The organism is Nocardioides gansuensis (genome assembly GCF_003076135.1).
GTDB classification, from domain to species: Bacteria; Actinomycetota; Actinomycetes; order Propionibacteriales; family Nocardioidaceae; genus Nocardioides; species Nocardioides gansuensis.
The window spans coordinates 324,534-344,405 of record NZ_QDGZ01000006.1 but is presented as its reverse complement, the minus strand read 5'-3'; the positions used below and the strand labels follow the sequence as shown (position 1 = coordinate 344,405).

The window sequence follows — 19,872 nt, the reverse complement described above, 5'->3', positions numbered from 1 at the left end:
CTGCTGTTTTCGCAGGTCAGAGGCTGTTTCCGGTCCAGTGGGCGATACTGGGTTTGAAATCTTCTGCCGAGGTATCGGCGATACTGGACATAAGTGACCTTTAGGCCCCTGACCTGCGGAAATACAATCTTGTATCGCCTCTTGGCGTGGACGCAAACGGACAGTCTCTGCCATCCTTGTTGCACGTTGTTGCACGCGAGGGGGATCCAGGCATGGCACGCAGACGCGGTTTCGGAGCGATCCGGAAGCTCCCATCTGGACGGTGGCAAGCCTCCTACCTCGGCCCCGACACCCTCCGACACAAGGCAGCGGTCACCTTTGAGACGGCTGAGGATGCCGAGGGGTGGCTCACTGACCGACGTCGCGAGATCAAGAGCGAGGACTGGACCCCGCCCACGACCAAGCCTCCGATCACGTTCGGGGAGCACGCCGAACGCTGGCTGACGAACCGCACCCTGAAGCCGCGCAGCCGCTATCACTACCGAAAGATGCTCGACGCGAAGCTGCTGCCCACCTTCGGCGATATAGCGCTCAAGCACATCACCGCCGACCTCGTCGACGACTGGTACTACCGGCTGGGGGACTCGGCCCCTACGTCTCGAGCGCACGCCTACGGGCTGCTCAGGACCATCCTCGGAGACGCCGTGCAGCGTCGCCTCATCACTCACAACCCGTGCCACATCCGCGGCGCCGGGAACGTGAAGCGTGCCAAGCAGATCGAGCCGGCGACTCTGCCGGAAATAGGAGCGCTCGCTCAGGCCATGCCGGAGCGCTACCGGCTGATGGTGCTGCTCGCCGCCTGGTGTGGCCTCCGGTTCGGTGAGATCACCGAGCTACGTCGACACGACGTCGACCTCACCCGCGGCGTGGTGAAGATACGCCGCGCAGTTGTGCGGGTCGACGGCACGTTTGTCATCGGGACCCCGAAGTCAGACGCAGGCACTCGAGATGTAGCCATCCCGCCGCACCTGCTCCCCGCTGTCAAGACCCACTTGGCCAGCAACATCACCGGAGGCCGCGACGGACTCCTCTTCCCCGCAGCCGGAGACCCGACCAAGCACCTGGCGCCCGCCACGCTCTACAAGGTCTTCTACAAGGCACGCGAGGAAGCCGGAAGGCCCGACCTCCGGTTCCACGACCTTCGCCACACCGGAGCGGTCCTGGCCGCCAGCACCGGCGCCACACTGGCTGAGCTGATGGCCCGCCTCGGACACTCCACCGCGGGCGCAGCATTGCGATACCAACACGCGGCCGAGAATCGCGACAAGGTCATAGCCGAAGCCCTGTCGGCCCTGGCGACGAAAGACCTCTAACCAGGCACTTGGGAGGCCAATTCACCGCTGGGACGCCGCCGCGCCCCGTCCACCGCTCTCAGGGCGGCTGGGCCGCAGGCCGCGTCGTGGCGCGCCGGCAAAGCCGGGCCTACCCGGGTTCAACCCTTTGGCGACTCTCCGCTACGGAAATGGTCATAACGCTGATCCTGCGCGAAAGCGTCGTCCTCAAACTCGGGTACAAGTCATCCGCGCGTTCCTCCTCCTTTCGCTTTGGGTCGTCCGATCCGTCGGCGGACCCACCGATGTGGTCTGCGTGCTGGTGCCCCATGAAGATGGTCGTGGCGCGGCACGGTTCGAGAGCTACGTCACTGACACCGCCTGCTCGTACCTTGCTGTGACAGGCAGCACACGTCTTGCTCGTGCGGCCGACAACTCGAAACCGGGGAGTCCGGCGCGATCCACGAGGCGCGTGCACGCCGCCGAGCGTTTCGCGCATGTGCTGGCGGCGTGCCGTTCTGCGCTCGAGAAGGCCTCGATCGGCTTCGGCAGCCTGTTCGCCGGCAACATCACCCTCAACGGTGCCTCGCGTCGAGCCGCGCCTACATGGCCGAGCTACTGCCCGCCGTGCTCGCCGGCACCGGGGAGACGGAAGAATCTTCGATCGCACCATCGGTTCTCGACGAGGTCCCCGACGGCTACAAGTCGATGGACGCGACATGGCCTGAAGGTGCTCGTCACCCCCTGACGTGGCTGACAGCAGACGTATCGTCGACACCGGGCCGCGTGACGGCGAGCGACCTTGACAGCCCGCGAGCCGGCGAAGCTGGCGAGCGCGTGGGCAGCCGCCCTCGGTACGGAACCGACGGCGACCGGATCGCACTCGACCGAGGCGAGCTGCACTTCGTCGTGGGCGAGCGCGACGGCATCGCCGCCTTCCACGTGGAGGCGCTCTGGGCCGACGCCGCAATCGGCGGCATTCGCTTCGTGCGCGCCCGAAACCGCGCGCCAATATTCGACGGGCCCGCGCAGCCCAGCGACCCGCGTGTCTTGGTCCTCGGGTTGGTTCGTGTCCACTCTCTACCAGTGGTGGGCGAATTCGGCCTAAATAGCTGAGGCCGGGTGCTCGTACTTTTGATGTGGTCGGCACCACACCTTGTTCGCGCGACTTGCCAAGGTCGAACCTCAGAGGTCCGGCGCGATCGGTGAGGCGCGTGCCACGGCGCGGCACGCACCCAGAGGATCTGGCCAAACATCCCCAGGCTGTTTTACTGAAATGGAGAAGCCAATGCGCGAAGATATCGAGTTCGATGCTGAGGGAGTGACTCTGCGCGGCTGGTTCTACCCGGCCGAGGGTGTGTCCGGCCCGGCGCCGTGCATCATCTTGACCCACGGAGTCTCGTGCACCAAGGAGATGGGTCTGGAGCCCTTCGCTGACGTGTTCAGTGCCGCGGGGTTCGCCTGTGTGGTGTACGACCATCGCGGGTTCGGTGCCTCGGACACCGCTGTGGGCAAGCCGCGGCAGGAGCTGGACCCGTGGGATCAGATTCACGACACCCAGCACGCGATCACCTACGCGCAGGGCCGGCCCGAGGTCGACGCCTCACGGATCGGGGTGTGGGGTTCGAGCTACTCAGGCGGCAACGCCTTCGTGGTCGCGGCGATCGACCGGCGCGTGAAGGCCGTGTGCGGTCAGATTCCTGGGATCTCGATGCGGCGCACCTTCGAGGCGAGCGTGCCCGAGGAGTTCTGGCAGGACGTATGGGACGGGCAGACAACCGATCGCCTGGCGCGAGCCCGAGGAGAGGCACCGGCGACGATCCCGGTGGTCACCGCGGACCCCACGCAGCCGGCAGCCTTCCCGATGCCCGATGCCTACGAGTTCTTCTCCCCCTACGAGGGGACCGCGTGGCGCAACGAACTGACGATGCGCTCGTTGGAGCTGAACTACGAGCCAGGCCAGTTCCTCAAGTTCGTCGCTCCTACCCCGCTGCTGATGGTGGTCGCCGAGGACGACACCGTCGTGACGCCCGCCGAGTGGGCCAAGGAGGCGTTCGAGACCGCGGCCGAGCCCAAGCGTCTCGTCACGATCCCCGGCGGACACTTCGACGCATACACCGGTCACCCCTTCGAGCTCTCCTCGAGCGCGGCACGCGACTTCTTCCTCGAACACCTGGCGCCGAAGGTCGCTTCCGCACCCGTCTGAGATCAAAGTGTGATCACTCGTTTCACAACCCACTCGTTTTACAACAAAAGGAGAAGCAATCATGCCGTTCTGGAGAATCCACCACCCTGTTGGGGCCTACACCGACCAAGACAAAGACGACCTCGCAAAGGCGATCACAGCTCTTTATGCGGCCGAGATGCCCGCCTTCTACTGCGACGTGTTCTTCTATGAGGTGGAGAAGAGGAACGCGTTCAGGGGTGGCGAGCCCGACGACAACTTTGTTCGCATCCAGGTGGAGCACATTGCACGATCGATGAACACCCGGGTGATGCGCGAGTTCGTCATGAACCTGCTGACCGAGACCATCCGGCCCTGGCTCGACGGGCGGGGATACGTATGGGAGATGAGCATCGAGGAGATGCCGCGAGATCTGTGGACGGTCGACGGGTTCACCCCGCCGCCGTGGCGCTCGCCCGCGGAGATGCGGTGGCGGCAGGAGGGCAAAGCGTCCCCGTACGACTGGAGCGAAACGGCCGGTTTCAACCCGGATGGTTCGCTCGTGGGCCTGGACGGGGGCGTGTAAGTCAGGAGGAATTCACAGTCTGACCGACGCTGTGTAGTCCCGGCACGGGTCTCTGGGGCCAGAGATCCGTGCCGTCGGTCCGTTCAGCGAGTTCAGAAGGTCGGAATGCTCACGCCTGCCCCACGTGACCTTCAACAGCAAACACCCTTGACATCGAGATGGTCAGGATCGCTCCCTACTGCGGCGGCGATCACACGAAAGGCAAAGATCACACATGCACGTAGTCGAAGGCGCCATCGATCCCGACGAGGCGTTCACCCAGGCGCTACAGGCCGCGACCCTGTGCGAGGCGTTCCAGATCACCGCCGCCGCGCGGGCCGACCAAGTCGCTCTGCGCACGGTCGACGGAGGCGTCTCCCTGACATTCGGCGCACTCTCGGAGCGAGTCCGACGCCTGACGGCCGGCCTGGCAGCGCTGGGTGTGCGGCCCGGCGACACCGTCGCCATCATGCTCACGAATCGGCCCGAATTTCACATCGTCGACCTGGCCGCCATGCACCTGGGCGCCCTACCGTTCTCCATCTACAACACCTCGGCACCCAACCAGATCGAATACCTCTTCAGCGACGCTGCGAACAGAATCGTGATCACCGAGCGCGCGTTCGTCGAACGCCTCGTGGCCGTGCGCGATGGCGGCATCCCCCTCGACACGATCGTCGTGGTCGACGGCGCGCAGGAGGGGGCACTCAGCCTCGAGGACGTGGAAGCTGCCGGCGACCCGGACTTCGATTTCGAAGCAACGTGGTCGGCGGTCAGTCCTGACGACGTCCTCACGCTCATCTACACCTCTGGCACCACGGGCCCACCCAAGGGTGTGGAACTGACTCACCACAACTTGATGGCTCAGATTCGTGCGCTGCAAGAAGCAATGCCCACCACACCGGGCGGTCGCTTCATCTCCTTCCTTCCCTCGGCGCACATCGGTGATCGGTGGGGTGCGCACTATTGCGCTCTGATGACCTGGGGATTCACCGTCACGACATGTGCTGTCGGCGGCGAGGTGCTGGATGCCGTCGCGCAGGTGCGTCCGACGGTGTTCCATCCGGTGCCCCGTATCTGGGAGAAGGCCAAGGCCAAATTGGAGGCTCAGCTCGAGGCCGACACCAACCTGGCACGGCGCGCGTTGCTGCGCTGGGCCATCGACACCGGGATCAAGAAGGCACAGGCCGGACGCGACAACCGTTCGCCCGGCAAGATCTTCGACATTCAGGCATCGGTCGCGGCCGCGCTCGTCGGTGACCGGTTCCGTCGAATGCTGGGCCTGGAGGACATAGATTGGGTCCTCTCTGGATCTGCCCCGACTCCCCGCGACGTGTTCGACTTCTTCTCGGCAATCGGTGTTCCCATCTGCGAAGCGTGGGGCATGAGCGAAACGTCCCTTGCCATCACCATCAATCCGCGCGACGCCATCAGGGAGGGCACGGTGGGGCTACCCCTGCCCGGAATCGAGGTGGCAGTCGCCGAGGACGGGGAGCTGCTCGTCCGTGGAGCGACAGTCATGCGTGGCTACCGCAACAAGCCGGAACAGACCGCGAAGGCGATTGATACGGACGGGTGGCTCCATACCGGTGACATCGGGACGGTCGACGAGGACGGTTACGTGCGGATCGTCGATCGCAAGAAGGAGATCATCATCAATGCGGCCGGCAAGAACATGTCCCCGGCGAATATCGAGTCACGGCTGCGGTCGAGCAGCCCGCTGATCGGGCCGGTCGCCTGCATCGGTGACGGGCGGCTCTACAACGTCGCGTTGATCTCCCTCGACCCCGACGCAGCTGCCGGGAGGTCGGCAAGCGATCCGGCCGTCATCGCCGAGGTTGCAGCCGGGGTCGATCTTGCGAACTCGCAACTTTCCAGAGTGGAGCAGATCAAGAAGTTCAGGGTGGTCGAAGATTACTGGCTGCCCGGAGGCGACGAGCTCACGCCCACGATGAAGCTCAAACGCAGGAATGTCACGACAAAGTACGCCACTCAGATCGACGACCTCTACTCGACATAGACGTCTTGCACGCGAGGCAACGCTGAACGCACGAACGCCCTCGACGAACAGTCGTGCCGGTGGTGACTTCCAAACTGAGAAGGGCAGTTTCGTGCTGCAGCTCCACCTTCGGTGACTCTTCCCCGTTTCTGTCCGACGGGCACTGTGACTGGTTTCGGAACCGTCGACCCCGTGAAGACCAAAGACGCGTATGACCGTCGCCGCATACCGTCGACCCGACGGCGACGGTGTCGCGGTTTGACACGAGATTCAGCAATTCCGTTCCTCATCGAGGAATTCGCGGCCGCGTATGACCGCGCGAAGAGCTCAAGACCTCATCGGCATCGTGTCGGCGAAGTTCCCCCGGCAACATATGGATCCTGTGGTTCCGGGCCTTTTGCGCGATAGAGGTGCGAACCACGGCTTGCGCGCCCTCCGGCCAATGGTCGCCCAATAACCCCTCGTCGAAGCTCGAAGGATCGAAACTCCCTTCGAGGCGCACCGCGAGATCGGCAGCGTGAAGCCTGTTTGCGCGCTTGTCGTGGACGGCTGTCACGACCCTGACGGCGCGGGCGCACAGCGCGCCGTCCGGGGCCCCGACGCAGACGACCAGCAACTCCGCGCTGATGAGGAGTTCGTACTTCGTGCGCCAAGAGATGCGTCTGGAGCCCTTCGCTGAGGTGTTCAGCGCCGCCCGGCTTGGTGTAGGTCCCCGAGCTAATCGGCAGGAACGCCTTCGTGCTCGCGGCGATCGACCGGCGCGTGATGGCCGTGCGTAGTTCGTGGGTCCTTTCAGGACCTGCGGATGGCCGTAGCCAGCTCAGCGACCGGCGTGCCGAGTGCGTGCGCAATTTCGTGTCTTTTCTCTACCGCGGTTGGGCGAATTCGGCCTACGTCATTGAGATCCCCTGCTCGTACGTTGGGAATAGAGCGCTGCCCACCCCGCAACCTGGAGGAATATCGTGGATCTTGACGCTAAATCGCCGGACGCAAGCTCGGAATCGACACCCGCCGTGCCGCAGACCCGCGCAACGGTGTTCAACGGTCGGTGGCCTGAGATCCGGACTCCGTATCCTGGAATAGAGACCGGGACTTTTCCGCCCTCATCCTCCACCATCGTGAGCGGCCCGACCGAGGCCGTTCTCATCGACGCCCAGTACCTCAAGGACGACGTTCGAGACCTCGGTGACCTGATCGAGCGCACAGGAAAGACCCTCACCACGATCTACATCACGCATGCGCACCCTGATCACTACCTGGGCATTGGTCCGTTGCAGGAGCGGTTCCCCGAGGCGAAGTGCATCGCGCTGCCACATGTCGTCGAGGCGATCCCGGGGGCCATGGCCGAATATGCCGAGCTGTGGGAGATGATGTTCGGCGACACCAGCGTTCCCTACGGCGCGCTTCCCGACCCGTTCGAGGGCGACACGCTCTACGTCGACGGCTCCCCGCTGAAGATCATCGAGGTCAAGCAGGCCGACGTCCATCCCACCACGATCGTGCACGTTCCCGAGATCGACGTCGTAATCGCCGGTGACGCCATCTACAACGAGATCCACCCGATGCTCGGCCTCTCCACACCGGAGGAATGGTCGGACTGGCTCGAGACCGTGGACGTCGTGGAAAACTTGAACCCCCGCATGGTCGTGGCCGGACACCGCAGGCCCGACGGCGACGACTACGCGGTCAAGACGATGATCGCCGAGATGCGTGCCTACATCCAGCAGTTCGCAGCCGCGTTCGAGGTTGCGAAGGACGCCAAGGAGCTGACTGCCATCATGACGGAGAAGTTCCCGTACCACGGCCAGGTTTGGTCGCTGGAGTTCTCCGCCTTCGCTGCGTTCGCGGCGCGCGACGCGGAGTAGCTCAGAGGCAGACCCCGTTCGACGCGCACTGGTCGAGCAAGCCGGGACCAACGCCACGCGCATCGACCCGGCCGGCGCCATATCCAAGTGTCCCACCCAACGTGGCCGGTCGCGGAGCCTTGCGCGACACCTGGCTCGCTGCGCCACCGGCCGCGGGCAACGATCACCCTGTCCAGATGCGTCCACCTCCTGCAGGACGAACGGGCGGTCGTCCGCAGTGTCTGAGGTAGGGGTCAGTCACCCCAAATATTGCGTCCCGCCCGGCACAGCGGCAGGTGCTCCAGCGCAAGCGGAGCAATGAGCACTGGGCCGGCCGGGCATCCACTTGCGGCCGAAGGAGAGTTTTACATGAGCACACTCGCAGGAGACCTGGCGCGCGCGTTGGGCGATGTCGCCGCGATGCAGGAGTTGTACGCCGATGACATCAGCTGGACGCTGCCCACTTCGCTGGGTCGTATCGGCGGCACCCACGAGGGCAAGGAGGCTGTGGTCGCGTTCAACAAGATCTCCCTGGCGGCCTACGACAAGTCGGCCGGCACCCACGTTGACATCCACGAGGAGTTCGACGCCGAGGGTGGCAGGAGCATTGCCCGCATCCGGGTGCGTTCGACCGTGGGAGCGACCGGCGAGGGCTACGACAACGAGTACGTGCTCATCGTGCGGGGCAGTGAAGGCAAGATCGTCGCGGTCAACGAGTACCTCGACACCCTCAATGTCATGCAGTACGACGGTCTGCGACGCTTCCTCCCGGCCATCCCGGGGGTGACCGTCTCGTGAGCGAGCACACCAGGCGGTGGCGCGTTTCGGCGATGCCCACCGAACACTTGGAGACGTCGCACTTCGAGCTGGAGACCGCGCCTCTGCCTGACCTGGCCGACGGCCAGGTCCGGTGCCGCGTCCTGTGGATCTCCATCGACGCCGCTCAGCGTGCCTGGTTCCAGGGCGCCACCTACCGCAGCGCGATCCAGGTGGGCGACACGATGCCCGCCTTCGCCATCGGTCAGGTGGCGGAGAGCCGCAGCGAGGACTTCGCGGTCGGTGACATCGTCACCGGCCACCTCGGCTGGCAGGAGTCGGCGGTCGTCGAGTCCGGCGAGCTGAACCCGCTCCGTCCCACCAGGAAGCTCTCCTATTACCTGAGCGTTCTGGGCATCACGGGCCTGACCGCCTACTTCGGCCTGCTCGAGGTCGGACGAGCCAAGGCCGGGGACACCGTCGTCGTCTCAGGGGCCGCCGGTGCCACCGGGGCCCTCGTCGGTCAGATCGCCAAGCTGCACGGATGTCGCGTCGTCGGCATCTGTGGCAGCGCGGAGAAGCAGAAGTGGCTCACCTCCGAGCTCGGCTTCGATGCAGCGGTCAGCTACCGCGACGACGACTTTCGCAAGGCCCTCAAGGCGGCCTGCCCTGATGGCATCGACGTCTTCTTCGACAACGTGGGCGGTACGACGCTGGACACGGCCCTCAGTGTCATGGCCCACCGCGGTCGCATCGTCTGCTGCGGCGTCGTGTCCCAGTACGACACGACCAACCCTTCACGCGGAGCACGCGGAGTCCCCGGAGTCCTGGTCGTCAAGAGCCTCACGATGCAGGGCTTCCTCTACACCGACTTCGCGGACCGCAATGACGAAGCACTCCAGGCGCTCGAGGGCTGGCTGGACGACGGCTCCCTGGCGGTGACCGAGGACATCCTCGAAGGCCTCGAGAAGACGCCCGAGGGCCTCATCGGCGTCCTCAACGGGACCAACGTCGGCAAGCGCATGATCCACGTGGCCGATCCGTCCTGATGCGAGCTGGCCAGTGCAGGACGCAAGGAGGGGTGCTCCAGTGAAGATCCGAGGTGCTGTTCTCGAGAACAGCGGGGCGTCGCGTCCTTTCGCCGACTCACGCCCTATCCGCGTGAGCTCCCTGGACGAGCCTCTCGGTGACGAACTGCTGGTCCGGATCGAGGCGGCCGGACTGTGCCACTCGGACCTCTCAGGGGTTGACGGGAACCCATCTTCCTGCTCGAGTGGCTGGTGCCTCGACGGCATCGCTGGAGGTGTTGACGCGGCTCCGAGCGAGTGCCACAGTTCAGAGTCAATAAGCATGCGCTTAGTAAGCCAAGTTTGTGCGGAATCCGCAGTCCTGGAGGTACCTCGTGAACATCGAAGTTCACTCGCCCATCGGAGGCTCGTGGAGGCGGCCCCTATGACCGTCGCCGTGTCGCACGCGATCGACCAAGCCGTGGACCCGCTGCATCAGGTCGGCGATCGTGAAGGGCTGTGGGAACAGACCATGCGTGAACGGTTTTGCGCGGTAGGGATCCGGCTCCCCCGCGACGACCGTGGGGCCGGCAAGGTGGCTTCGGCCGACCTGGCGGACCTGTTGTTGACGAACTGGGACTGCCCTCCCATGGAGGGATACCTGACTACTAACACGCTGCGAGAAGAACCCGAGCGGGACGTCGTCGTGGTGATCGCGGGACACGGCGGTGAGGAAATTCTGTCGTACGGCGGCACCAAAAGCGCGTTCGGCCCGGGAGCTCTCGTCATCACGAGCAGTGAGAGCGCGGGGCGTGGCAGCTTCGCCACGCAGCAAGGGGTGCGGAAGCGCACGCTACTGCTTCCTCGTGCCGCCCTGATGGCCGCGGAAAGCGGCCTCAAGGTCCACAGATCCCTCGCATTGGGACCAGATCGTCCCTTGGTCAGCATTTTCAACGCTTTCCTGGACCAAGTGTGGAAGGAACTTCCGGAGATGACCGCCACTGAGGCAGAGGCCGCACGGACGGCACTGGTCGCACTGGTCGCGGGCATCGTCCGATCGGAGGGGGTCTGCGTGAGCGACCAGTCCGCTCTTCCGGCATTGCGTGCGCAGTTGGAACGGTCGATCGAAGAGCGACTGAAGCACGGCCCCGTCCGTCTCGAAGACCTGGCGGCCGCTCACCGGGTCTCGACCCGCACCATCCACCGCGCTTTCGCGCTCACCGGCGACAACATGAAGTCAGCGGTCCGCGCGCAACGGCTTGCCGCGGTGCGTCAGGACCTCTTGAACACCAACCTGACGATCGGGAGGATCGCGCACCGATGGAACTACTACGACGCCAGTCATCTCGGCAAAGAGTTTCGTGAGGTCTTCGGAATTTCTGCTCGCGAGTACCGCCAGATGTACGCCCGCGACGCCGGCGTCGATCCGATCGATGATCGACCACACCGGGCCGGGATCGTCCGACGCGATGGAGGCGTGGAAGCGTCGTGATGGTGTCGAGCATCTGGCGCGTTTCTAGCCTTTGCGTGAGGTGCGCGGTGTGATGTCTCCCGAGCCTCTGGACGGCCGTCCACTGATGCCATCAGGGCGCATGCGTCGACCTGGACTCTGAGCTGCATCCGAGGCTTACTCTGATCGACATGAGCCAACTGGCCTTGGCGCACGACGCTTCGTGGAGTCTGCCGGCAGAACTGACTGCGTTTGTCGGTCGGCGGCTCGATCGCGCCGAGCTGCGGCGGCTGCTGTCCGAGTCGCGGCTGGTCACGTTGACGGGGCTGGGCGGCGTGGGGAAGACCCGGCTCGCGCTGCAGGTTGCCGCCGAGTTGCGGCGCGCGACGCCGGATGGCGTCTGGTTCGTCCCGCTCGCAGAGTTGTCCGATCCCGGGCTGATCGCCGACGTGACCGCAGCGGTGCTGGGCATCCACGACCGGTCCGGCGAGTTCGGGGCGATCCGGCTGGCCGAGTACTTAAGGCCACGTGAGCTGTTGCTGGTCCTGGACAACTGCGAGCACCTCGTCGACGACTGCGCGGTACTGGCTGACACTTTGCTGAGGAGCTGCCCACGGCTACGCATTCTGGCCACGAGCAGGGAAGCCATGCGTATCGCTGGAGAGACAGTTCTGCCGGTCACTCCGCTGTCAGTGCCGCCGGCAGCGCATCAGGGCGCCCTCAACGAGTATGAGTCAGTACGCCTGTTCGTCGAACGAGCAACCCAGGTGATTTCCGGTTTCAGCGTGGATGAGGAGAACCGAGCAGCGGTGCTCGGTATCTGTGAGCACCTGGAGGGCATTCCGCTGGCGTTGGAGCTGGCCGCGGTGAGGCTTCGTGCCATGTCACCGTCCGAGTTGCTCGAAGGGCTTCGCGAGCACTGGTTGCTGCTCGACATCGGCAGCCGCAGCGCACCGGGGCGGCATCGCACGATGTCTGCGTGCATCGAGTGGAGCTCCACCTTGTGCTCACCCGCGGAGCGTGACCTGTGGGAACGGTTATCGGTCTTCGCCGGGGGCTTCGAGATGGACGCCATCCAGTATGTCGGCGCCGACATTGATGCCTCGGCCACCAGGGACTCGATTTCCCGCCTCGTGCAGTCCCTGGTCGACAAGTCAATCCTCACGATCGCACTGCGCGATGGTCGTGCCCGATACACGATGCATGAGGTGCTCCGACAGTTCGGTCTGGAGCGCCTGGAGTCGGCCGGTTCACTCAAGAGCGCACGGCGCGCGCACCGCGACTTCTATGCCGATCTCCTAGCCCGCGTCGACGCGGACTGGATAAGCGCGCGGCAGGTGGACTGGATGCGACGGCTGCGGCGCGAGGAGGCTAACCTCCGGCTCGCCCTAGAGTTCTGCTGCACCGAACCCGGTGAGGCCACCGCCGGGCTCGAGCTCGCCTCGCGCCTTCGCAAGTACGCCTTGGCGTATGGGGCCCTCAGCGAAGTCAGGGGGTGGCTGCACCGCCTGCTCCCCTTGGTGCCGGAACACGGCCTCACCCGATTTCGGGGTCTGCGTGCAGCGTGTGGGCTCGCTGCGCTGCAAGGCGACCGGCAGGACGCGGAGTCCCTCCTAGCCGAAGCCCAGGAGCTTGCCCGCGACATCGGCTCACCGGCCATTGCCTTGGTGGACCAGGTGGCGGGATGGCATCAGATGCTGCTCGGCGACTTTGCAGAGTCCCTCGACAACTTCGAGCGCGCGCTCGATGGCCTCCAGTCGGGTGGGAACCTGCGCGATATCGCCGAGACCCGCGCGGTCCAGGCGATGACCTACTGGTCGGCTGGGGACCTCGAACGCGCAACGGCCGCTCATCAGGCCTGCATCGACATCTGTCAAGCGGCCGGGGAGTCCTGGTACCGGTCCTTCTCGCTGCTGGGCCTCGGCCTGGCCGGGTGGTCCGATGGCGGCGACCGCACGCGGTCGGTCGAACTTGTAAGGCTGAGTCTCGAGCTGAAACGGCGCATGGACGACCGGCTGGGCGTTGCGTTATGTCTCGAAGCGCTCGCCTGGATGCATGCCGGTGAGCATCCCTCCAGGTCCGCCCGGTTGCTAGGGGCGGCTGACGCACTGTGGACGCTGATGGCGACCTCGCTGGAGGCAAACTCGGGGCTGTTCCCGATACGTCAGGACAGTGAGAAGAGCGCTCGGGAAGCCCTGGGGTCGGAACTCTTCACCGTGTCGTACGCCGAAGGAGCCCAAATGGACCTGCCTTCCGCGATCGCCTATGCGCTCGAGGAGAAGCCAGCGCCTGGTCGGGATACCAATCCCGAGCCCCACAGCGGGCCTGCTGTGCTCACCAAGCGCGAGCACCAGATCGCCGAACTTCTCGCAACCGGACTCACGAACGAGGACATCGCGCGAAAACTGGTGATCTCCAGACGCACGGTCGAGACCCATGTCGAGCACATCCTCGTCAAGCTGGGCTTCACCTCACGCACCCAGGTCGCAGTCTGGGTCTCCGAGCGCTCAAAGCCGTGACGCCCGCTTCCCGCCCGTCAATGCCGACGGATCACGGTCTTCCGCTTGCGGTCGCCAGGGATGCCACCTATGCCTCGAGATATGCACGGAGCACGAGGCGAGTTCTGTTGAAGGGGACGAGCGGAGCGCGCCGGCTTTCATCGAGCGCGTGGTGATCCAGGCCGCTGTCCTAACGGTCGTGGCTAAACGACCATCTCGCCACAGCCGGCTGTCTGCAACGGCACGTCAGCAGGTTCCACCATCCGGGTCAGGCGCGAACCCTCTGGGCTGAGGCCGTGCGTGCGGGCGTCTGTCCAGCCGGCTGCCCGCCTGGTTCGAGCCCACTGTCAGCGCATGCCCCAGCACGGTTGCTGCGGGCGGACCGGCTCATCTACGGCCGGTTCTCCCCGCATATGTCCCAGAACTTCACGTTCGCGCGCTCCCTCAACGGACCGCATCACAACCCTTGACGAACATTCACGACCTCAAAGACGCGTGCCCTCCACGGTCCACGGAAGCCTCCAAACCGAGCGGCACGCATGCTACGAAGGTCCGTAGATCGGTCCGCCCCTCGGGGCGGGCCGAGCGTCATTTCAAGGCTAGGTGACGAGTACTGACGGGCGGTGACGAGGGCGATGCGTGGTGGGGTGAAGTTCTACCGGGGGTCTGCGGCGGCTGCGCGCTCCTACGTGGAGGCGGACCACTCGCGTGCAGACGACTACCTGGCCGAGGGAAGCGGTCTGGCCGCGCACTACATCGCGCGCCCCGGTGCGGTGCGGCGGGTCGGTGATCTTAACGGCCCGAGCTACGAGCGCTGGGTCGCGGGCTACGACGTGCTGACCGGGGCGGCGAAGGGACGGTTGCGTGACGACGCCCGTGCGTTGCGGTTCGTTGAGGTCGTGGTGAACGGGCCGAAGTCGTGGTCGCTGGCCGCGGCGCTGCACCCGGACATCGCGAGGGCGTACGACGCGGCGATGGATCGGGCGGCTGGTGAGGTGATCGGGTGGGTGGCCGAGCACGCCACCACGCGGGTCGGGCCACGGGGCAGGCAGGTGCAGGTCCCGGTGGAGCTGGTGGAGGCGGCCGTCGTGCGTCACTACACCTCGCGGGCCGGCGACCCGCACCGCCACCTGCACGTGCAGATCAATGCCCGTGTCTTCGGCCGTGGGGCGTGGCGTGGACTGCACTCGGTCGGTGTGGTCGACAGCATCGAGGCGCTCAACGGGATCGGGCACGCGGCCGTGATGTGCGACCTGGAGTTCCGGGCGGCCCTCGCCGGACATGGCTACACGCTCGGCGACGACGGCGAGATCCGTCAGCTCGCGCCGTACGCCGGCGGGTTCAGCCAGCGCGCCGCACAGATCGGCCGCAACGTCGACCGGTACGAGGCCGCCTGGCGAGCCGAGCACCCCGGCCAGGAGCCCGGGCCGCGCCTGCGCCGTACCTGGGACCGACGCGCGTGGGCGGACGCGCGACCGGACAAGGTTGTGCCCCGCAGCGGCGCCGACCTCGTCGCCGCGTGGACCAGCGAACTGCGCGACCTCGGGTTCACGCCACCGACCAGCCCGGCGACAGGGCCGGGTCTCCAGATTGGTCGGCTCAGCCGCGACGTCGCCGCCGACCTCGTGCTCACCCGGCTCGGCGCAAAGCGGTCCGCGTGGAACGCACCCGACATCCGCGGCGAGGCCGAACGACTGATCGCCTCCGTCGGGGTCGTCGCCGAACCAGCGGTCCGGAACGAGCTGGTCGAAGACATCGCCGACCGTGCGCTCACACGGTGCGTGCCGCTGATCAAACGCGATGACGTCCCCGAGCACGTCCGCAGCCTGACCTCCGAGCGGGTCCTGGCGGTCGAGGCCGACCTGGTCGACACCTTCGCTGCCCGCGCTTCGCAACCGGTGACCGGAGCCGTGCGGCTCCGCGGCATCGACAACCTCGACCCCGCGCAACGACGCGTCGTCGCGGCGCTCGCCGGCGACGCCGGTCTGCTCGTGGTCGAAGGTGCCGCCGGCACCGGGAAGACCACGACACTCGCTGCTGCACGCGAGGTACTTGACGACGCCGATCGTCGACTGGTGGTCGTCACCCCGACCCTCAAGGCTGCCCAGGCGGCGAAGCAGCAGGTCGGCGCCGACGCCTTCTCCGCCGCCTGGCTTATCCACCAACACGGCTACCGCTGGGACCAGGACGGCCACTGGTCGCAGACTGACGCCGCACCCGGGGCCCGCGCACGGCTTCTCCCCGGCGACGTCCTCCTCGTCGACGAGGCCGGCATGCTCGACCAGGACACCGCCCGCGCGCTGTTCGCCATCGCCGACCGGGCGCACGCGACCGTCGCGCTCCTCGGCGACCGCCACCAGCTGCCGGCAGTCGGCCGCGGTGGCGTCCTCGACCTCGCCGCACGCTGGGTGTCACCCGCGGGACACCTCGAGCTCGAGTCGGTACACCGGTTCAGCGATCCGGCGTACGCCGACCTCAGCCTGCTCATGCGCACTGGTGAGCGCCCTGGTGAGGTCTTCGACATGCTTTATGAGCGCGGCCAGATCGTTCTCCATGCCAGCGAGGTCGAACGCACCGCAGCCTTGGCCGCCATCGGCGCCGACGGCGCTGACACGGGTGACCGGCTCGTCATCGCCGACACCCGTGACCAGGTCGCTGCGCTCAACGCAGCCATCCGCGACCGCCGCCACGGCGCTGACGTACCGCTCGGTGAGCAGTCTGGTGAGCGCCCTGGTGAGGGCGCTGGTGAGCGGGCTGGTGAGCACATCACGCGCCGTGGTGAGCGGATCGGTCTCGGCGACCGAGTCGCCACCCGACGAAACGACCGCGCCCTCGCCGTCGCCAACCGTGACACCTGGACCGTCGCCGGAATCGGCGAAGACGGCAGCCTGCTCGTCACAGGCCGCGCCGGCCAACGCACGATCCCCACCGAGTACGTCAGCAAGCACGTCGAGCTCGCCTTCACCACCACCGCCTACGGCGCCCAAGGCGAGACCGTCGACTCCGCCCACATCGCGCTCGGCGAGACCACCGGCGCCGCGTCCGCGTACGTCGCCATGACCCGCGGCCGCCACCACAACACCGCCCACCTCGTCGCCGAGTCGTTCGACGACGCCCGCAGCCAATGGGTCGAGGTCTTCAGCCGGGACCGCGCCGACCTCGGACCCGAGCACGCCGCCCAGAAGGCCGCCGACGACATCGACCGGTACGGGCCGAACGTGCCGTCGCGTCCCATCGGACTGCAGGCCGCGGCGCTGCGGGACGGTGCCCGGCGCCCGCCTCAGCCGATCCCGACCTCCCCACCCACTTCCCTTCCGGGTTCCCGCGGGATGGGTCGCTGACCAACTTCCTCGTCGCCGACTGATCGCCCGGAGGGTCTGGACGACATAGGAGACCAGGAGAGGCTCCGGTCTCGACAGCAGCGGTCACAAATGTCCGATCCGCCGAGCGCGAGGTTGCTTCTCCAGATGGGTCGCCGAATCCGTCGGCGGCCACGACGAAAGGCAACCTGATGGTGACACCCATCGGCATCCCGGACGACTGGGACGACAACAACCTGATCCTGTTCGAGGAGTTCTGCGACCTCATCCGCACACCGCAACGCACCGTCCGCGACTGGCGCCGGCGCGGCGTCGGCCCACGATGGACCCGCTTCCAAGGCATCGGCCGGCTCTACATCACCGTCGCCGAAGCCCGACGCTTCCTCGCCTCCGCCACCGACCCACGCGCGGAGGGGCGTTCCGATGACTGAACGACGCGCCATCCCGGTCTACCTCAGCCTCGACGAGGCCGCCGAGGCCATGTCGGTCTCGGTCAAGACGATCCGACGCTGGATCGCAGCCGGCACACTCCCGGCGTACCGCTGCGGCAAGCGCGCCATCCGGATCAAGCTCGAGGACCTCGAGGCCGCGCCTCGGCAGATCCCCTCAGCGCGATGCTGAGGGCGGGCAGGCGGTTTGATCGTGACGGGCGGTGACCGAACCAACCGGCCGAACGACCAGCACCCGTGGCAGTTGGTGGCCGGAACAAGCAGTGAGCTTGTTGCACGTATGTTGCACGCGACATGGAAAGAGGCCCTCGAAAGGGCCTCTGACCTGCGTGTTCTCTGGTGGGCGATACTGGGTTTGAACCAGTGACCTCTTCCGTGTCAAGGAAGCGCGCTACCGCTGCGCCAATCGCCCGTGCTCTTGATTTGTCTTTGGAGCGTGGAGGTGGGTACGGGATTTGAACCCGTGTACACGGATTTGCAGTCCGTTGCCTCGCCTCTCGGCCAACCCACCGCGGAGGTCCTACGGCTGGGAGAGACCTCTCCGAGCGGACGACGAGGCTCGAACTCGCGACCTCAACCTTGGCAAGGTTGCGCTCTACCAACTGAGCTACGTCCGCTTGCGCTTTCCTGCCGGTTCCCCGGCCGGAAGTGCGAGCAGAACAGTAGCCCATCGCCCGACGGGCACCAAAATCGGGTCCGTCCCCCGCGCGGGTCGCCCCCTGTTCGGGTCCCAACCGGCTCCTAGAGTGTCCCCATGCGCGCGTGGATCAACGGCCGGCTCACCCAGGACCCCGAGGGCCCTGCGCTCTCCGTGACGGACCACGGCTTCACCGTGGGCGACGGTGTCTTCGAGACGATCAAGGTGGTCGAGGGCACGCCGTTCGCCCTGACCCGCCACCTCCAGCGGCTGGCCCGCTCCGCGGAGGGGCTCGGCCTGCCGGTGCCGGACGAGGCGGAGGTACGCCGGGGGGTCGCGGAGGTCCTCGAGGGTCCCAGCGAGCCCTTCGGCCGGCTGCGGATCACCTACAGCGGCGGCCCCGCCCCGATGGGCTCCGGCCGGGGGGACGGTCCGGCCACCCTGGTCGTGGCCTACGCCGCCGCCACTCCCCCGGCGGCCACGACGAGCGTCGTCACCGTCCCGTGGCCACGCAACGAGCGTGGCGCTACCACGGGCCTCAAGACCACGTCGTACGCCGAGAACGTCATCGCCCTCGCCCGCGCGGCCGAGCACGGCGCGACCGAGGCGATCTTCGCCAACACGGTCGGCCACCTCTGCGAGGGCACGGGCTCCAACGTGTTCTACGTCGTCGATGGCGAACTGCGCACCCCGACCCTGGCCAGCGGCTGCCTGGCCGGCGTGACGCGTGCGCTGGTGCTCGAGTGGTGCGGGGGTCGCGAGGTCGACGAGCCCCTGGAGGTGGCCCAGGCGGCCGACGAGGCCTTCCTCGTCTCCACCACCCGCGACGTGCAGGCGATCACCCGCTGGGACGACCGCGAGCTGCCCGGGCCCGGGCCGGTCACCGCCGAGTGCGCGCGGACCTGGGCCGAGCGGGAGGCCGAGACCGCCGACCCGTGAGGGGTCCCGACTGCGCTCGACCAGCCGACGGGATACTGGAGGGGTGAGCGATCTCGATCCCGCCCTGGCTGCCCGGCTCAAGCGCACCCCCGACGGACTGGTGCCCGCCGTGGTGCAGCAGCACGACACCGGCGAGGTGCTGATGCTGGGCTGGATGGACGACGAGGCGCTCGCCCGGACGATCGAGACCGGCCGCGCGACCTACTGGAGCCGCTCGCGCGGGGAATACTGGGTCAAGGGCGAGACGTCCGGCCACCGCCAGTGGGTGCGGGAGGTGCGCCTCGACTGCGACGGCGACACGCTGCTGGTGAAGGTCGACCAGGAGGGCGCCGCGTGCCACACCGGCGACCGCACCTGCTTCGACGCCGACCTGGTCCACGCGGCCGATGCCTGACCGACGCCGCACGTTCGGCCCGGTCGTCCTCGGCGGGCTCGCCGCGGCCGTGCTGGCCACCGTCGCCGCCACCCGCCCGTGGGTCGAGGGGTCGTCGGGGCGCGTCGACACCGGGAGCTCGGCCTACGCGGCCGCGATCGACATCACCGCGGCCCAGGAGTCGCCGCTCGCGGCCGCGCTGGGCCTGGTGCTCCTCGCCTGCTGGGGCGTCGTCCTGGTCACCCGGGGCGCCGTACGCCGCGTCGTCGCCGCCCTGGGGGCCCTCGCCGCCCTCGGGCTGGTCGTCACCGCCGCGGTGGCCTTCCGCGACCTGCAGGACAGCCTGGCCCGGGCGCTGATGTCCGCATCCGGCGAGGACACCGCCGTCGTGCACGTCACCGCCTGGTGGGCGGCCGCCCTGGTCGCCGGCCTCCTGTCGCTGGTCGCCACGGCGGCAGCGGTGCTGCTGGCGCCGTCGTGGCCCGAGATGGGCAGCAGGTACGACGCACCGTCGGGGACGGCGGCCGACCAGCAGCAGCCGGAGGGCAACCTCGACATCTGGCGTGCGATCGACGAGGGCCGCGACCCCACCGAGTGATC

16 protein-coding genes and 3 tRNA genes are annotated in these 19,872 nt (G+C 66.9%); 16 read left to right on the top strand and 3 right to left on the bottom strand.

What is annotated here, in order from left to right; all coding sequences use genetic code 11:
• The first annotated feature begins 212 nt into the window (after window positions 1–212).
• The 13 genes from DDE18_RS15560 to DDE18_RS15500 all read left to right on the top strand — a co-directional run bounded on the left by DDE18_RS15560 (window position 213) and on the right by DDE18_RS15500 (window position 17,495).
• Entirely contained in the window at window positions 213–1,313 is a 1,101-nt protein-coding gene (locus DDE18_RS15560; RefSeq protein WP_116573164.1) for a tyrosine-type recombinase/integrase, read from the top strand.
• Between the two features lie 564 nt (window positions 1,314–1,877).
• Window positions 1,878–2,387: a hypothetical protein gene (locus tag DDE18_RS15555; RefSeq protein ID WP_116573163.1), complete on the top strand. Its 510-nt coding sequence runs from the start codon at window positions 1,878–1,880 to the stop codon at window positions 2,385–2,387.
• A gap of 205 nt (window positions 2,388–2,592) precedes the next feature.
• A complete protein-coding gene (locus DDE18_RS15550) occupies window positions 2,593–3,477 on the top strand; it encodes an alpha/beta hydrolase (RefSeq protein WP_211754569.1) in 885 nt (294 codons plus the stop codon).
• A gap of 61 nt (window positions 3,478–3,538) precedes the next feature.
• On the top strand, window positions 3,539–4,021 hold the full coding sequence (locus tag DDE18_RS15545; protein WP_116573161.1) for a tautomerase family protein: 483 nt from the start codon (window positions 3,539–3,541) through the stop codon (window positions 4,019–4,021).
• A 214-nt stretch (window positions 4,022–4,235) separates the two neighbouring features.
• On the top strand, window positions 4,236–6,020 hold the full coding sequence (locus DDE18_RS15540) for an AMP-dependent synthetase/ligase (protein ID WP_116573160.1): 1,785 nt from the start codon (window positions 4,236–4,238) through the stop codon (window positions 6,018–6,020).
• 941 nt (window positions 6,021–6,961) lie between these two features.
• Window positions 6,962–7,864, top strand: coding sequence for an MBL fold metallo-hydrolase (locus DDE18_RS15535; RefSeq protein ID WP_116573159.1), 903 nt, complete (start codon window positions 6,962–6,964; stop codon window positions 7,862–7,864).
• 348 nt (window positions 7,865–8,212) lie between these two features.
• On the top strand, window positions 8,213–8,641 hold the full coding sequence (locus tag DDE18_RS15530) for a nuclear transport factor 2 family protein (protein ID WP_116573158.1): 429 nt from the start codon (window positions 8,213–8,215) through the stop codon (window positions 8,639–8,641).
• Window positions 8,638–9,648 (top strand): NADP-dependent oxidoreductase, encoded by a 1,011-nt coding sequence (locus DDE18_RS15525; protein WP_116573157.1) that lies wholly within the window; start codon window positions 8,638–8,640, stop codon window positions 9,646–9,648. The genes DDE18_RS15530 and DDE18_RS15525 overlap by 4 nt, the downstream gene beginning before the upstream one ends.
• A gap of 403 nt (window positions 9,649–10,051) precedes the next feature.
• Window positions 10,052–11,098 (top strand): AraC family transcriptional regulator, encoded by a 1,047-nt coding sequence (locus DDE18_RS15520; protein WP_170313289.1) that lies wholly within the window; start codon window positions 10,052–10,054, stop codon window positions 11,096–11,098.
• Window positions 11,099–11,247: 149 nt separating this feature from the next.
• Complete coding sequence (locus tag DDE18_RS15515) at window positions 11,248–13,575, top strand: ATP-binding protein (protein ID WP_116573155.1); 2,328 nt, start codon at window positions 11,248–11,250, stop codon at window positions 13,573–13,575.
• 626 nt (window positions 13,576–14,201) lie between these two features.
• Window positions 14,202–16,895, top strand: coding sequence for a MobF family relaxase (gene mobF / locus DDE18_RS15510; protein ID WP_245916740.1), 2,694 nt, complete (start codon window positions 14,202–14,204; stop codon window positions 16,893–16,895).
• Between the two features lie 170 nt (window positions 16,896–17,065).
• On the top strand, window positions 17,066–17,305 hold the full coding sequence (locus DDE18_RS15505; RefSeq protein ID WP_116573153.1) for a hypothetical protein: 240 nt from the start codon (window positions 17,066–17,068) through the stop codon (window positions 17,303–17,305).
• A complete protein-coding gene (locus tag DDE18_RS15500; RefSeq protein ID WP_116573152.1) occupies window positions 17,298–17,495 on the top strand; it encodes a helix-turn-helix domain-containing protein in 198 nt (65 codons plus the stop codon). The genes DDE18_RS15505 and DDE18_RS15500 overlap by 8 nt, the downstream gene beginning before the upstream one ends.
• A 165-nt stretch (window positions 17,496–17,660) precedes the next feature.
• Here DDE18_RS15500 and DDE18_RS15495 read toward each other — a convergent pair.
• From DDE18_RS15495 to DDE18_RS15485, 3 genes are all read right to left on the bottom strand, one after another.
• Window positions 17,661–17,735 (bottom strand) — tRNA-Val (locus tag DDE18_RS15495).
• A gap of 25 nt (window positions 17,736–17,760) precedes the next feature.
• Window positions 17,761–17,834: transfer RNA gene (locus tag DDE18_RS15490), tRNA-Cys, on the bottom strand.
• A 33-nt stretch (window positions 17,835–17,867) separates the two neighbouring features.
• Window positions 17,868–17,940 (bottom strand) — tRNA-Gly (locus DDE18_RS15485).
• Window positions 17,941–18,077: 137 nt separating this feature from the next.
• On the opposite strand from DDE18_RS15485, the gene DDE18_RS15480 reads away from it, so the two are divergent.
• The 3 genes from DDE18_RS15480 to DDE18_RS15470 are packed head-to-tail and all read left to right on the top strand — an operon-like array spanning window position 18,078 to window position 19,870.
• On the top strand, window positions 18,078–18,899 hold the full coding sequence (locus DDE18_RS15480) for an aminotransferase class IV (protein ID WP_116573151.1): 822 nt from the start codon (window positions 18,078–18,080) through the stop codon (window positions 18,897–18,899).
• 43 nt (window positions 18,900–18,942) lie between these two features.
• Window positions 18,943–19,293: a phosphoribosyl-AMP cyclohydrolase gene (gene hisI / locus DDE18_RS15475; RefSeq protein ID WP_116573150.1), complete on the top strand. Its 351-nt coding sequence runs from the start codon at window positions 18,943–18,945 to the stop codon at window positions 19,291–19,293.
• Window positions 19,286–19,870, top strand: coding sequence for a Trp biosynthesis-associated membrane protein (locus DDE18_RS15470; protein WP_116573149.1), 585 nt, complete (start codon window positions 19,286–19,288; stop codon window positions 19,868–19,870). Before hisI ends, DDE18_RS15470 begins: the two co-directional genes overlap by 8 nt.
• Window positions 19,871–19,872: the final 2 nt, after the last annotated feature.